The organism is Peribacillus sp. B65 (assembly GCF_058513295.1).
Genome location: NZ_CP195840.1, coordinates 3,764,379 through 3,778,507, shown reverse-complemented (window position 1 = coordinate 3,778,507; position 14,129 = coordinate 3,764,379). Strand labels below are relative to the sequence as shown.

Here is a 14,129-nt window from a genome sequence, read left to right as displayed (position 1 = left end):
AAACCGAGGAGGAAATTACATGCAGGAAACTTTGCAAAATAACAAGAAAAAAGAAGGAACGGGAGCACTGGACTTAAAGATGTTCATCAATGGGGAATGGGTGAATTCGACTTCAGGTGAGAAGAGGGATGTATTGAATCCGGCTACAGGGGAAGTTATTGCCAAAGCTGCGGAAGGAACACAGGAAGATGTGGATGCAGCGGTCGAGGCAGCAAAATATGCTTTCTATGAAGGTGGTTGGTGGGGAACTCCTGCAGTGGAAAGAGCTCGCATTTTATTCAAAATAGCCGACAAAATAGAAGAAAAAGCTGAAGAACTAGCTGCGTTGGAAACATTGGATAATGGGAAACCGCTGCGTGAGGCTCGTTTTGATATTGCTGATTCAGCAGCCTGTTTTAGATATTATGCAGGATTGGCTACAAAACCGACAGGTCAGACTTTTGAGGTTCCTGACGGCCAGCAAGCGATGGTCGTAAGGGAACCAATCGGTGTATGCGGGCAGATCGTTCCGTGGAATTTCCCTCTAATGATGTCAGCCTGGAAACTGGCTCCGGCGCTTGCAGCAGGAAATTCCGTTGTATTCAAACCATCTGAGATCACTCCGGTGACAGCGGTCAAACTATTTGAAATCATGGATGAGGTCGGATTGCCAAAGGGTGTCGCAAACCTTGTTTTGGGAGCGGGGCCAGTTGTCGGACAAGCCATTGCCGAACATGACGAAATCGATAAAGTAGCCTTTACAGGAGGAACGGCAACAGGTCGTAAGATCATGGAGGCTTCACTGGGTAACCTAAAGAAAGTGACATTGGAGCTCGGCGGGAAATCGCCTAATATCGTATTTGCGGACTCTGACTTTGAGACTGCCGTTGATTATGCTCTATACGGGATTTTCTGTAATCAAGGACAAGTGTGCTCAGCAGGCTCCCGTTTACTATTGGAAGAGTCCATTTACGATCAGTTCATTGCAAGTCTTACTGCGAAGGCGAAAAAGATCAAAGTAGGTTCAGGTTCTGATGAAAACAGCCAGATGGGACCTATCGTTTCAGAAGCCCATATGAACAAAATATTATCGTATATCCAAATCGGAAAAGAAGAAGGCGCCAAATTAATCGTCGGTGGAAATCGAATTAAAGAAGAAGGCATGGATAAAGGTTACTTTGTCGAACCTACTATTTTTGTTGATACGACACCGGACATGCGGATTGTGCAGGAAGAAATTTTTGGACCGGTGCTTGTCGTTCAAAAATTCAAGGATGAAGCGGAAGCTCTTCGACTTGCCAATGATACGAAATACGGCTTAGCGGGAGCGGTGTTCACGAATGATATCGCAAAAGCATACCGTGTCATTAAAAAAGTGCGTGCAGGCATCACGTGGATTAACTCATATCACCCAACTTATAACGAAGCTCCTTGGGGAGGGTTCAAGCAAAGCGGAAATGGACGCGAACTGGGAACTTTCGGTTACGAAGCTTATACGGAAGTGAAGCAAATCAATAACAACTTGGATATCCAGCCAACAGGCTGGTTTGATGAAGAGTAAATAGCTTGACGAAAAGGCTGTTCCTTAGGGAACAGCCTTTTTTGTGGATCGCAGATATATTTCTGAAATCGGAGATATATTCAGGGAAATTGCAGATAAAACTCCGAAAATCGGAGAAATAGTCCGAGAATCGCAGATAAAACTCCGAAATTGCAGATAAAATGCCGGAATCGCAGATAAAACTCCGAAAATCGGAGATATAATCCGAAAATCGGAGATATATTTCAAAGAATCGCAGCTATATTCAAAGATTGCTCAACGTTGATCTACTTTTGTTGGACTTTTTCAAGTTCCACCCGTCCTGAGAAGAAAACGGCGCCATTACCCATATCTGCGAGCCGATCTGGGGTAAGGGAATTAATGTGTTGCTTTGTTTCGGGCGTATTCTGCCACAAGCCTTGGCTGACAAGAACGCCTGGTAACACATTTTCTCCAGGAGCAGCGGTAAGCAAACATTCACCGCGATCGTTCCAGATTTTAACGATATCTCCGGGTGCTATCCCCATTGTTTTGGCATCAGCGGCATTCATGTGCAGTTTTGGTTCCTTTTCCATGGAGATATGTTTGGCATTATTTGAAAAGGTTGAATTCAAGAAATTGTGATTAGGTGCCGGTATGAATAAAAATGGCAGGTCGCTGTCTTTAATGATGGGTGTATATGTTGGCAAAGGCTCGTATCCATCCCGCTTCATCCTTTCGGAATAAAGTTCGATTTTACCGCTTGGTGTCGGGAGTTTGCCTGGGAACATCGGCCGCATTTTGGCTTTGAGAAATTGATTCCTCGAAAGGGAGTCATAGGTGATGCCTTCCAAATGCGGGTTGTCGGGAAAATCCAGCGCCTGCCGTATCAAATCTTCCTCTGAATCTCTAAATGCTTGTTCCTCAAATCCCATTCCAACAGCCAACAGTTTGAACAATTCAACATTCGATTTAGATTCGCCATATTTTTCGACTACAGGTTTTTGTATTTGGACGTAATTATGCCAGTATGAATTATAAAAATCCTCCGTTTCATAAGATGACGTGGCAGGAAGGACGATGTCGGCAAACATGGCCGTTTCGGTTAAGAATAGGTCATGGACCACTGTGAATAGATCTTCCCGCATTAGACCCTCCTGTACCTTATTTGCATTTGGAGCGACAAGTGCTGGATTGGAGCCGTAAACAAACATGGAGCGAATCGGGTTTTCTTTTTCCAGAAGAGCTTGCCCGATTTGGTTCATATTAATGGTCCGGGTAGCTTTATTTTGCAATAAATCCGGACGTCTTAAGGCATTTGTATTAAACGCGAGATATCCTGAATTCCCTTTGATGGCTCCGCCGCCTTCCGCCATCCATTGGCCGGTAAGGGCAGGCAGGCAGGCAATGGTGCGTACTGCCATGCCGCCATTGTCATGGTGCTGCAGGCCATTGCCTATCCGGACGAATGATGGACTGGTCGTGCCGTACATCCTGGCTAATTCATATAAGTCATCAATTGGAACTCCAGTGATCGCGGAGACCGTCGCAGGGTCATATTGGCGGACGTGTTCGCGCAATTCAGCAGCACCCACTGTGTATTCATCGAGAAAGGCCTGGTCGACTAGATTCTCGGCATATAGGATATGCATTAATCCGAGGGCGAGCGCACTATCTGTACCAGGCAGAATGGGAATGAACCAATCCGCCCACTTGCCTGTTTGGTTTTTATGTACGTCAATGACAACTACTTTGGCCCCGTTTTTTCGGGCTTGCTGGGCAAGCGTTACTTGGTGCATATTTGTGCTCACAGCGTTAATGCCCCACATGATGAAAAGTTTTGTATGAATCGTTTCTTCTGGGTCGGTGCCGAATGAACCACCCATTGTATAGCTGTATCCGACTGAGCCGGCCGCGTTACAAATGGAGCGTTCAAGCATGCTTGCACCGAGCCTGTGGAAAAAACGGCGATCCATTCCTTCAGCGCTAAGGTTGCCCATGTTTCCGTAAAAGCTGTAGGGAAGTATGCTTTCCGGACCATGCATATCGATCAGGTCTTTCCATTTGGAAGTGATTGTGTCAATGGCCTCTTCCCAGCTGATTGGAGCGAATTTCCCTTCTCCTTTCGGACCGATGCGCTTTAATGGCTGCTTTAAGCGATTTGGGTCATATAGACGGGCAGTCATGTTGCGGACTTTGTTGCAAATATTCCCTTTTGTGACTGGATGATCAGGGTCTCCTTGAACTTTAATGATTTTCCCATCTTTTTTGTGCAGCAGTAAACCGCATTGATCAGGACAGTCAAGAGAGCAAACAGAGGGAAAGACTCCATCTGGCTGATTGATATAGGATTGCATGGCGTATTCCTCCTTATAATTTAATCTAATAAAATGAATTTTCTTAATTATATTGAAAGTGAAATCGGTGAAAGGTGCAAGAACTTCTTAACATATGTTTTTTTTTCTGATAAGCTTACTAGATGAAAAATTAACCTAGGGGGATTCATTTTTGGATTACGGAATTATAATATCAATTGGAATATACATGGCAGGCATGCTGTTAATTGGTTATTTGGCCTATCGGAAAACGGCAAACTTAACCGATTACATGCTTGGCGGACGGAACTTGGGCCCGGCTGTAACTGCATTGAGTGCAGGTGCTTCCGATATGAGCGGCTGGCTGTTGATGGGTCTTCCGGGTGCAATGTACATAAGTGGATTGAGTGCTGGCTGGATTGTCGTCGGCCTGTGTGCAGGGTCTTATTTAAACTGGCTATTCGTGGCACCAAGACTTCGGACATATACGGAATTGGCCGGTAATTCGATTACGATTCCCGACTTCTTGGGAAATCGGTTCAAGGATGGCTCCCGGGTCTTAAAAGTGGTATCGGCATCGGTCATTTTAATTTTCTTCACTTTTTACACATCTTCAGGCATGGTAGCAGGCGGTGAGCTTTTCCGCACGGCTTTCAATTTGGATTACCGGTGGGGCATCTGGCTGACAGCGAGCGTCGTTATTCTTTATACATTATTCGGCGGATTCCTGGCTGTTAGCTGGACGGACTTCGTACAAGGTACGATTATGTTCATTGCCTTAATTCTAGTCCCGGTTGTCACAATTGTAAATATTGGAGGCTGGGATCCCACTTTCAATGAAATAAAATCGATCAATCCGAATTTATTGCATGTTTTTGAAGGAACATCGACCATTGGCATCATATCTCTTCTGGCATGGGGGCTTGGTTATTTCGGGCAGCCTCATATAATCGTTCGATTCATGGCGGTTTCATCTGTTAAAGAATTGAAAAGCGCACGGCGAATCGGTATGGGCTGGATGATTTTTGCCATCGTCGGAGCGATGTTCACCGGGTTGGTGGGGATTGCTTATTTTAACCTGACAAGCAGTCCTTTAGGGGAAAAAAATGCTGAGTCCGTCTTCATCATTTTAGCAAAAGAACTGTTTCCTTCCCTAATTACAGGCTTTTTGTTGGCTGCGATTTTAGCAGCGGTCATGAGTACGATTGCATCTCAGCTGTTAGTATCGGCAAGTGCCCTGACCGATGATTTCTATAAGCAGTTCATTCGGCCGAAAGCATCTGATAAGGAATTAGTGCTGGTAGGTCGGTTTGGTGTATTGGCGATATCTGCCATTGCCTTATTATTGGCGTTTAATCCAAGCGGTACAATCCTTAAATTGGTGGGTTATGCATGGGCTGGTTTCGGAGCGGCATTCGGTCCTGTCATTCTATTAAGCCTATACTGGAAGCGGATGACGAAATGGGGAGCCCTGGCGGGAATGATTGTCGGTACGGCAACCGTGATCGTTTGGGATATGATCGATAAGTTCGCTGAAGTATACGAAATCATTCCTGGTTTCATTGCTGGTTCAATAGCGGTGATCGTTTGCAGCTTATTATCGGCCAAGCCTACAAAAGATATAGAAGAAGAATTCAATCAAGCCATTAAAAACCTCTCTTGATCATTGAAGGTCCAGTTAAAATGCTCTGGATTTTTTAGCTATATAAAACAATGATTGCAATATATATGGTACAATATCGATAGAGTCCTTATGTTGAAAACATGAGGGCTTTTTTTGAGTGATTTGGGAATAATAAACCAAAAACAATACAAAGGAAAAAATATGAACCAATCTCATAAAATTGCATGTAAAGTGGCTTTTATATATATAACCATTGGGGTCTTATGGATTGTCGTTACGGATTACATCTCTATGACACAGGCAAGGGCAGATGTTCAGATATATGCAATGTTTCAACATTCCAAAGGCTGGATGTTCATTTTCATAACCGGGCTTTTCCTATACTTCATAATCAGGTATTGGACGGGGAAAATGTTGAGGTCCCAACAGGAATTCATTCTGAAGGATGAACAGTATCGGTCGCTGTTCAAGCATAACCCGGATTGTGTCCTTGAGCTGAATCTCGAAGGAAATGTAGTTTCGCTAAACCCGGAAGCTGAGAAACTGTTGGGGCATAATAGTGACAATTTGAAAGGCAGGAATGCGAATCATCTCCTCAACTGGAATGAAAGTGAAAAAGTATCTGAATTCTTTTTACAGTCCCTTCAAGGGGAGGCTGTTAAATTCGAAACGACCATCCAGAATAGCAGTGATGAAAAACGGATAATCCGTGTGACCTTTTTACCGATCATCGTTCACGCGGAAATGCTAGGGGTATATGCAATCGTTAGGGATATTACTGAATTGCGGCGCGAAGAGGAATTGATGATCATGTCTGAAAAGCTATCTGTTATCGGACATCTGGCTGCCGCCGTCGCACATGAGATAAGGAACCCACTTACATCGTTAAAAGGATTCGTACAGTTAATGGATATGACCCAGGAAGTAAACCCGCAGCATTCCGATATCATGTTGAAGGAAATTGACCGAATCAATATTATCTCAAGCGAACTTTTGGTTCTCGGGAAGAAACAGGATGTCGCATTTCGCAGGATCGATCTTGCCGACTGTTTACAGCAGGTTTTCACGTTGATGAAGGCAGAAACGAATTTGAATAATATCGAAATGGGATTCAGGGTTAAAACTGCCGAACCGATTTATATTATGGCTGATTCAATTGAACTTAAACAGTTGGTAATCAATATCATAAAGAACAGCATTGAAGCGATAAAGGATAATGGCGAAATTGAAATTTCACTGCAAATCATCGATGGACAAGCTGTAGTCAGCGTGAGTGATAATGGCATGGGAATGGGGCCCGAGCGTCTTGAACGGATTGGTGAGCCTTTTTACTCAACGAAGGAAAAGGGCACAGGGATCGGGCTTGCAATTTGCCGGAAGATCGTTCATCGCCTTCAGGGGGAAATGGATTTTGAAAGTGAGATAAACAAAGGGACGACGGTTACAATTCGCATTCCGTTGGCTACTGGACAAGAATAAATGGTACTATGAAAGATAGGAAAAGTTTTATATTAAAGGAGAACGATATGAGCGAATTACCCGCATTAATAAACGATAGAAAACCATATATACAAGAGGTCTGGAAAAAGTCCGGATTCGGACAACTTACCCCGATTCAAACGAAAGCAATTCCCGTGATTGTCGAGGGAAAAGATATCATGGCCGAATCACCGACAGGTACAGGGAAAACATTGGCATATTTACTGCCATTGCTGGAAAAGATAGATCCTGAAAAAAAATCGCCCCAAGCTTTGATTTTGGCATCATCACGAGAACTGGTCATGCAAATCAATGAAGAAATTCGCATTTGGTCAGAGGGAAGCGGCATTACGGGCGCAGCATTCATCGGCGGTGCAAATGTGAAAAGGCAATTGGACAAACTGAAGAAGCGTCCACAGGTGATTGCTGGAACACCGGGACGGATTTACGAATTGATTGCCCAAAAGAAATTGAAAATGCACGAAGTTAAGACGATAGTACTTGATGAAGGTGACCAATTGATCACTCCGGAGCATATGGGAACGATCAATAATATTATCAAAACAACGCTAAAAGACCGGCAAATCATGGTGTTTTCAGCGACCCTGCCGGAGGAAACGGAAAAAGCGGCCAGGGGATTCATGAATGAACCCGAAATGATCAAGGTTGATAAGCATGAAAAAATGGAATCAAAGGTGGACCATCTTTACTTTGTTGTTGAGAGACGGGAAAAGTCCAAGATTCTAGAGAAAATCACAAGACTTAAAGATGTGAAGGCCCTTGCCTTCCTGAATGATATAGCAGAGCTGAGCGTCTTACATGAAAAGCTGAGCTATAAAGGTATTGAAATGGGCGTGCTTCACGGCGAATCCAATAAAGTCGACAGGGAGAAAGCGCTGCGCAAGCTTCGTTCCGGAAAATCCCCGATGCTGATAGCAACGGATGTAGCGGCAAGGGGGCTAGATATAAAAGGCCTTACTGCGGTCGTTCATATTGATATGGCTGACAACATCGAACAATATATCCATAGATCGGGTAGAACTGGGCGTGCAGGTGCAGATGGCACTGTCATTTCAATCGTAACGGAAAGAGAAGAGCGAGAGTTGAAAAAAATGGCTCGTGAACTAGAACTGCCATTAACGAGAGTAACCTTCTATGGTGGAAACATCGTAGTCGATGAATGATTCGGAAAAAGGGACGGCCATGGCGGCTGTCCCTTTTTTACGAATGCCCGGGTAAATCCACCTGAACTTGTTCATCTATTGCCCTACGGAAATCATATCATCTTTACTAAATTCAGGGGTTCATTTATAGGTGATGACCATGAATGAAAACGCTTCCTTTATATAGGTTTTTGACATATGATAGCAATAGACATAGGTTAGGAGGAGACGGTATGACAGGAAAGTATAAAAAGTTTGAAACGGCAGTCATCCATGAAGGATATGACTCGAAGAAGCATTTAGGAAGCTTGGCAACACCCTTATTTCAAACCTCAACATTCACTTTCGAAAATGCCGAGCAAGGGGAGAGGCGTTTCGCCGGTATGGAAGATGGATATATATATTCACGACTTGGAAATCCAACGGTACATGTGCTTGAAGAAAAGATTGCCGCTTTGGAAGGCGGGGAAGCTGGCCTTGCTTTCGGTTCAGGCATGGCCGCCGTTTCAGCTGTGCTTTTTGCGTTAACGAAAACAGATGACCACATCCTATGCTCACAGGGGTTATATGGTTGTACATTTGGCCTTCTGCAGCTTATGAAAAATAAATACCGCATCACTCATGATTTTTGTGAGATGGATACAGAAGAACAGGTAAGGAAAATGATTCGGCCGGAAACGAACTGCATCTATGTAGAAACCCCGATCAATCCGACGATGAAAATGATTGATTTACAGATGGTGGTGAAAGTTGCGAAGGAACATAATGTGACTGTCGTAGTGGATAATACGTTTTCGACGCCATATCTACAGAGACCGCTTGAGTATGGCTGTGATATCGTCCTTCATAGCGCTACTAAATATCTTTGCGGGCATGGGGATGTCGTTGCAGGACTTGTCGTAGGTAAGAAGGAATTCATGAATCAGGTAGCAGGGACTACACAGAAGGATATCGGTGGAATCATTTCACCTTTCGATGCCTGGTTACTATTGCGGGGGTTAAAGACCTTGCCTGTCAGGATGGACCGTCATTCGGCCAATGCAATGGAAATCTTTCATGAACTTAAGAAACATCCAAAAGTGAAAAAGGTATATTATCCAGGTGATGAAGCTTCACCGGATCATTATATAATGCAAAAACAGATGAAACATGGCGGCGGCCTTATCTCTTTCGAATTGCATGGCACAAAACAGGATGCACAGGAATTCCTAAATAAATTGAAACTAATCAAAATTGCCGTAAGTCTTGGGGATGCCGAAACATTGATCCAGCATCCCGCTACCATGACGCACTCTGCCGTTCCTGAAGATTCACGGAAACAAATGGGCATCAGTGACCAGTTGGTCCGTATCTCAGTTGGCCTAGAAGCTTGGCAGGATGTCTGGCAAGATCTTCAGCAAGCATTTTAGGCTACCATATTCCTTCTGCTTTTAATGAAGATGGTGATGGATACGATAAAAGTGATGACAGCCAGGATATAAGAAATGTCCGTAATTACCGGATAGGCGGAGCTATTTCGTATCCCGATGCCTATGAACGCCCAAACGAATACGAGAGGATAGCACCAATCCCGGTTTTTACCTGCAAAGACAAAAGCCAGGATTGTTGCTGCAATCAGCAGGACGATCGTCCATGTTGAACTGGAAACCCCAAAACCGTCCCATTTGATATACGTGAGGTAATAAGAAATGTCAGCGATCGTTGCAACACTTACCCAGCCTGTATAAACGGAAAACGGAAATAGGTCGAAAGGCTCATGCTTCACTTTTTTTACGTTAGTATAAATGACCATTAAAGTAGCCAAAAGAGCAATGATAATGAATACGGATAACAAAAAGTGCTCATAGTGCCAAGCCAAAAGCCAAGCGCCATTCAAGACACAGCTTAAAGCGAACCAAGGGAAGGATGCCTTATAAGCAGGGCTGTTTTGGTGTTTGCTTAAAAACTGCCTGAATACCCAGATGGCGAGCAGGAAATAGATCAAGCCCCATATGGAAAATACATATCCTGCAGGAGTGAAAAGGACATCAAGTTTATCGGAAATCTCTCCTGATGTCTGGCCGTTCAATGGCAGGTAATTAGCTAAAAAATTCATCGTGACGACGAACAGATAGAAGATCAAGTTGATGATGGAAATAAGCATAGGCTTCCTCCTTATATGAATAGTGATCCTCTAACCCTATTCCACATATTTAGCCTGATTAACCTCTTTGGAGCACATCGGGGACTTTGGAGGTCGTTTTTCCATAAAGAGAGGAAGTTTCTGTAACAATTGAACCATTTAAGGTTAGAAATTTTACATCTTCACTTTATGGTGATAAAATATTCAAAGATTCATATTATTTTAGTCCTTCGGGGTCGGGTGAAAATCCCAACCGGCGGTGATGAAGAAATTCTAAGCCCGCGAGCCTGTTAAAGGCAGGATTTGGTGAGATTCCAAAGCCGACAGTAAAGTCTGGATGGGAGAAGGACGTGTGGAACCCAAGTGTATACGTACGCCTAATTTTTCAAAAATGAAAATGTTAGGCTTTTTAGGTATACAATTTTTTCACTCATTTCTCCTGCTAACTCCTTAGGTCATCCTAAGGGGTTTTTTATATTTTATAAAAGGGGGAAAAACATGTTTACGGGAATCATTGAGGATATCGGTACCGTTCATTCCATGAACAAAGGAAAAAGCAGTATGGAGTTATCGATTCGTTCTGAAAAAATCCTTGAAGATGTTCATCTGGGGGATAGTATTTCAGTAAACGGGGTCTGCTTAACGGTAACGTCCTTCACTAAAAGTTTGTTTACGGTCGACGTGATGCCGGAAACGGTCAAAGCTTCCTCGATACGGACATTGAAATTGGGATCACCTGTGAATCTTGAACGAGCCATGAGTGCACAGGGAAGGTTTGGCGGTCATTTTGTTTCAGGTCATATCGACGGAACCGGAACGATCATCAAAAAAGAACGGAAAGAAAATGCCGTTTATTATGTAATCCAATTGGAAGAGGGGCTCAGTGCCTTTTGCATTCCAAAAGGATCCGTGGCCATTGATGGAACGAGCTTGACGATATTTGGGATCGAAAGGAACCTATTGACTGTATCACTGATTCCATTGACTCATCAGGACACCATATTGGGACAAAAAGCGGCTGGCGATATCGTTAACATCGAAAACGACATGATAGGGAAATATATAATACATCAAATGAAAAATGGCAATCCAAAACCAGGACTTAATTTAGAGTTTTTGGCAGAGCATGGATTCTAATAAAAGGGCGGTGTAATGATGTTCCATACAATAGAAGAAGCGATAGAAGATTTGAAGGCAGGCAAGGTAGTAATCGTATCCGATGATGAAGACCGTGAAAATGAAGGGGATTTTGTAGTGCTGGCCGAAAAGGCGACACCGGAAGCGATCAATTTCATGGCGACTCATGGACGTGGTTTGATATGTACAACCATCACTGAAGAACTGGCAGCGAAATTGAAACTGCATCCTATGGTTGGAGAAAATACCGATCATCATGGCACTGCTTTTACGGTAAGTGTCGATCATAAAAGCACCTCTACAGGAATCAGTGCTTTTGAAAGGTCCTTGACCATCCTTGAGCTTCTTAATGAAGATTCGGTCGCTGAAGATTTCCAAAGGCCTGGTCACACTTTTCCGATAGTCGCAAAAGAAGGCGGCGTATTAAGGAGGGCGGGACATACAGAGGCATCGGTGGACTTGGCGAAGTTATGCGGTGCCGCTCCAGCTGGTGTCATTTGTGAAATCATGAATGAAGATGGATCGATGGCCCGGGTATCCGATTTAGAAGTCATCGCTGATAAATTCAACCTGAAGTTCATTACGATAGCCGATTTGATTCGGTATCTTCAACAAAATGATACTATCGGGAACCAGGAGCTTGAACTGAACATCCCGAAAGCTTGAGGATTTAAGTAATTACATCTTACAGAACAAAAAATTATATTGTTTTTTAAAATTAGGAGGAATTGGACATGGGGAAAACTATTGAAGCACAATTAATCGGATCAGGATTGAAAGTCGGTATCGTGGTAGGAAGATTTAATGAGTTTATCACAAGCAAGCTTTTAGGAGGGGCATTGGATGGCCTTAAGCGTCATGGCGTTGATGAGAATGATGTTGACATCGCTTGGGTCCCGGGTGCTTTTGAACTACCGTTAATTGCAAAAAAACTTGTGAATACAGGTAAATATGATGCGGTAATCGGTCTTGGAACGGTAATCAGGGGTGCCACTTCACATTATGATTATGTCTGTAATGAAGCGGCTAAAGGCATGGCTTCCGTTTCCTTGGAAACGGGTGTACCGGTTATCTTCGGTTTGCTGACAACTGAAAATATTGAACAAGCGATTGAACGTGCAGGAACAAAATCAGGTAACAAAGGTTATGAAGCGGCCGTTAGTGCAATTGAAATGGCCAACCTTGGAAAATTGATTGAACAGTGATTTGGTATAAGGAAGCCGCAGGGAATAACGTCCCTGCGGCTTTTTTTGATGTACCGGATCATTTGTCGGATTGGGTCTGGCTTTTTAAACCATTAAGCAATTCTTCAAAGTTCGTAAAATTCCTAGCCATTTGATCGATTAGTGAATGCTGATCTTCACCACTCACAGCAACCTCTTCAATGGAAAAACCTCGATTTCAAAGTAATGGACGTTATAAATTATGGAAAATAAAGAATCATCAGGGGATTTTTCGAAAAAAAAACGAACAAAAGCATCACGTAATGGAAGCATGATAAAATATGCGGATATGATTATGCTACAATTGTAAAGATTGCAATTGAAATTCATGTCTTTAGGGAAAAGTAAATTTATTAGTTACTAGGAGGGGTTTGTGTGTACCATCTCTTTACACATAATGATTTAGATGGAGTCGGCTGCGGCATTATAGCTAAGCTGGCCTTCGGAGAAGAAGTAGTGGTAAGTTATAATTCAATTGGTCGCCTTAATCAGAACGTAGGAGCATTTCTTGAGCAGGCCAAGCTTGAAGATACATTGATCGTTACTGATCTATCGGTTGATGAAGATAACGAAAAAATGATTACTCAGTTTGTGGAAGATGGAGGCAAAGCGCTGCTGATCGATCATCATAAGTCAGCATTGCATTTGAACGAACATGATTGGGCATCTGTAACTGTCGAACAGGAAGATGGTAAACAGACGGCAGCGACATCATTATTCTATCAGTATGCAGTTGAAAATAAATACCTGGAACCTTCAAGCATTGTCGCTGAATTCGTTGAATTGGTCCGACAATACGATACTTGGGAATGGGAAGTCAATAAAAATACAACGGCAAAACGATTGAATGACCTGTTTTTCATGATTCCGATAGAGGAATTCGAAATGAAAATTGCAAATAAGCTGTCTACGGCTGAAAGTTTTACTTTTGACGAAGTGGAGCAAACCCTTCTGAATGTTGAAGAGAGTCGGGTAGATCGGTACATAAACAGGAAAAAAAGAGAAGTCTATCAGGCTACGGTCGGTCCCCATACAGCTGGTGTGGTCCATGCAGAGTCATATCACTCAGAATTGGGTAATGAACTGTCGAAAGAGTTCTCGCATCTTGATTATATAGCGATCCTGATGGTTGGAAGTAAAAGAATCAGCTTCCGGACAATTCACGACGATATTGATGTTTCTGAAGTTGCTGGCAAGTACGATGGAGGCGGCCACCAAAAAGCGGCAGGTTGTACCATGTCCGAAAAGGCGTATAGCCAATATGTCGAAAAGACCTTCTTTGCCGAGCCCCTTAAACGAGACGCACATAAGAATCAACTGAATGTAAAGGAATCCCCAGAGGGCTGCCTATATTCAACGAGGGACAAACAGGACATATTCATCTATGAAGATGAAGAAGAGCAATGGATTGTTGAAATCAACGGAAAACAACAGAAAAAAACATTCGATACATTTGTGGAAGCGGAAAAATACATGAAGCGGAAATACGCAGCATGGCTGGCCCATGATGAAAGATATGAAGAGTTTGTCAATAAAGGATGAATACGAAAGCGGCTGTCCGAATGGGA

General features: G+C 43.2%; 10 protein-coding genes, 1 pseudogene and 1 riboswitch. Of the genes and pseudogenes, 9 read left to right on the top strand and 2 right to left on the bottom strand.

Features of this window, described 5'->3' with window-relative positions; translation table 11 throughout:
- Nucleotides 1-19: 19 nt before the first annotated feature.
- The gene (locus ACSR9O_RS18430; RefSeq protein WP_434168418.1) at nucleotides 20-1,540 is read left to right on the top strand and encodes an aldehyde dehydrogenase family protein; all 1,521 of its coding nucleotides are present in this window, start codon (nucleotides 20-22) and stop codon (nucleotides 1,538-1,540) included.
- 266 nt (nucleotides 1,541-1,806) lie between these two features.
- On the opposite strand, the gene ACSR9O_RS18425 is transcribed toward ACSR9O_RS18430, so the two are convergent.
- Complete coding sequence (locus tag ACSR9O_RS18425) at nucleotides 1,807-3,855, bottom strand: molybdopterin oxidoreductase family protein (RefSeq protein WP_491724878.1); 2,049 nt, start codon at nucleotides 3,853-3,855, stop codon at nucleotides 1,807-1,809.
- 151 nt (nucleotides 3,856-4,006) lie between these two features.
- Between ACSR9O_RS18425 and putP the strand changes: the two genes are divergently transcribed.
- The 4 genes from putP (at nucleotide 4,007) to megL (ending at nucleotide 9,488) form a co-directional block, all read left to right on the top strand.
- A complete protein-coding gene (gene putP / locus ACSR9O_RS18420) occupies nucleotides 4,007-5,476 on the top strand; it encodes a sodium/proline symporter PutP (RefSeq protein ID WP_230177863.1) in 1,470 nt (489 codons plus the stop codon).
- 114 nt (nucleotides 5,477-5,590) lie between these two features.
- Complete coding sequence (locus ACSR9O_RS18415; RefSeq protein WP_402944462.1) at nucleotides 5,591-6,916, top strand: ATP-binding protein; 1,326 nt, start codon at nucleotides 5,591-5,593, stop codon at nucleotides 6,914-6,916.
- 47 nt (nucleotides 6,917-6,963) lie between these two features.
- Nucleotides 6,964-8,100, top strand: coding sequence for a DEAD/DEAH box helicase (locus ACSR9O_RS18410; RefSeq protein WP_101224899.1), 1,137 nt, complete (start codon nucleotides 6,964-6,966; stop codon nucleotides 8,098-8,100).
- Nucleotides 8,101-8,312: 212 nt separating this feature from the next.
- Nucleotides 8,313-9,488: a methionine gamma-lyase gene (gene megL / locus ACSR9O_RS18405; RefSeq protein ID WP_491724877.1), complete on the top strand. Its 1,176-nt coding sequence runs from the start codon at nucleotides 8,313-8,315 to the stop codon at nucleotides 9,486-9,488.
- Here megL and ACSR9O_RS18400 read toward each other — a convergent pair.
- A complete protein-coding gene (locus ACSR9O_RS18400; protein WP_491724876.1) occupies nucleotides 9,485-10,222 on the bottom strand; it encodes a TspO/MBR family protein in 738 nt (245 codons plus the stop codon). The two genes, megL and ACSR9O_RS18400, sit on opposite strands and share 4 nt — an antisense overlap.
- Before the next feature lie 201 nt (nucleotides 10,223-10,423).
- Nucleotides 10,424-10,554, top strand: a riboswitch (FMN riboswitch).
- Between the two features lie 145 nt (nucleotides 10,555-10,699).
- Between ACSR9O_RS18400 and ribE the strand changes: the two genes are divergently transcribed.
- The 4 genes and pseudogenes from ribE to ACSR9O_RS18380 all read left to right on the top strand — a co-directional run bounded on the left by ribE (nucleotide 10,700) and on the right by ACSR9O_RS18380 (nucleotide 14,103).
- Nucleotides 10,700-11,338 carry a riboflavin synthase gene (gene ribE / locus ACSR9O_RS18395; protein ID WP_101224897.1) on the top strand — a complete coding sequence of 213 codons (639 nt, stop codon included), beginning with the start codon at nucleotides 10,700-10,702 and terminating at the stop codon, nucleotides 11,336-11,338.
- A gap of 18 nt (nucleotides 11,339-11,356) precedes the next feature.
- A pseudogene (gene ribB, locus ACSR9O_RS18390) lies at nucleotides 11,357-11,995 on the top strand (3,4-dihydroxy-2-butanone-4-phosphate synthase); the annotation flags it as partial.
- A gap of 77 nt (nucleotides 11,996-12,072) precedes the next feature.
- Nucleotides 12,073-12,543, top strand: a complete 471-nt coding sequence (gene ribH / locus ACSR9O_RS18385; RefSeq protein ID WP_048685088.1) for a 6,7-dimethyl-8-ribityllumazine synthase — start codon at nucleotides 12,073-12,075, stop codon at nucleotides 12,541-12,543.
- 393 nt (nucleotides 12,544-12,936) lie between these two features.
- A complete protein-coding gene (locus ACSR9O_RS18380) occupies nucleotides 12,937-14,103 on the top strand; it encodes a DHH family phosphoesterase (RefSeq protein WP_260356486.1) in 1,167 nt (388 codons plus the stop codon).
- Nucleotides 14,104-14,129 lie beyond the last annotated feature (26 nt).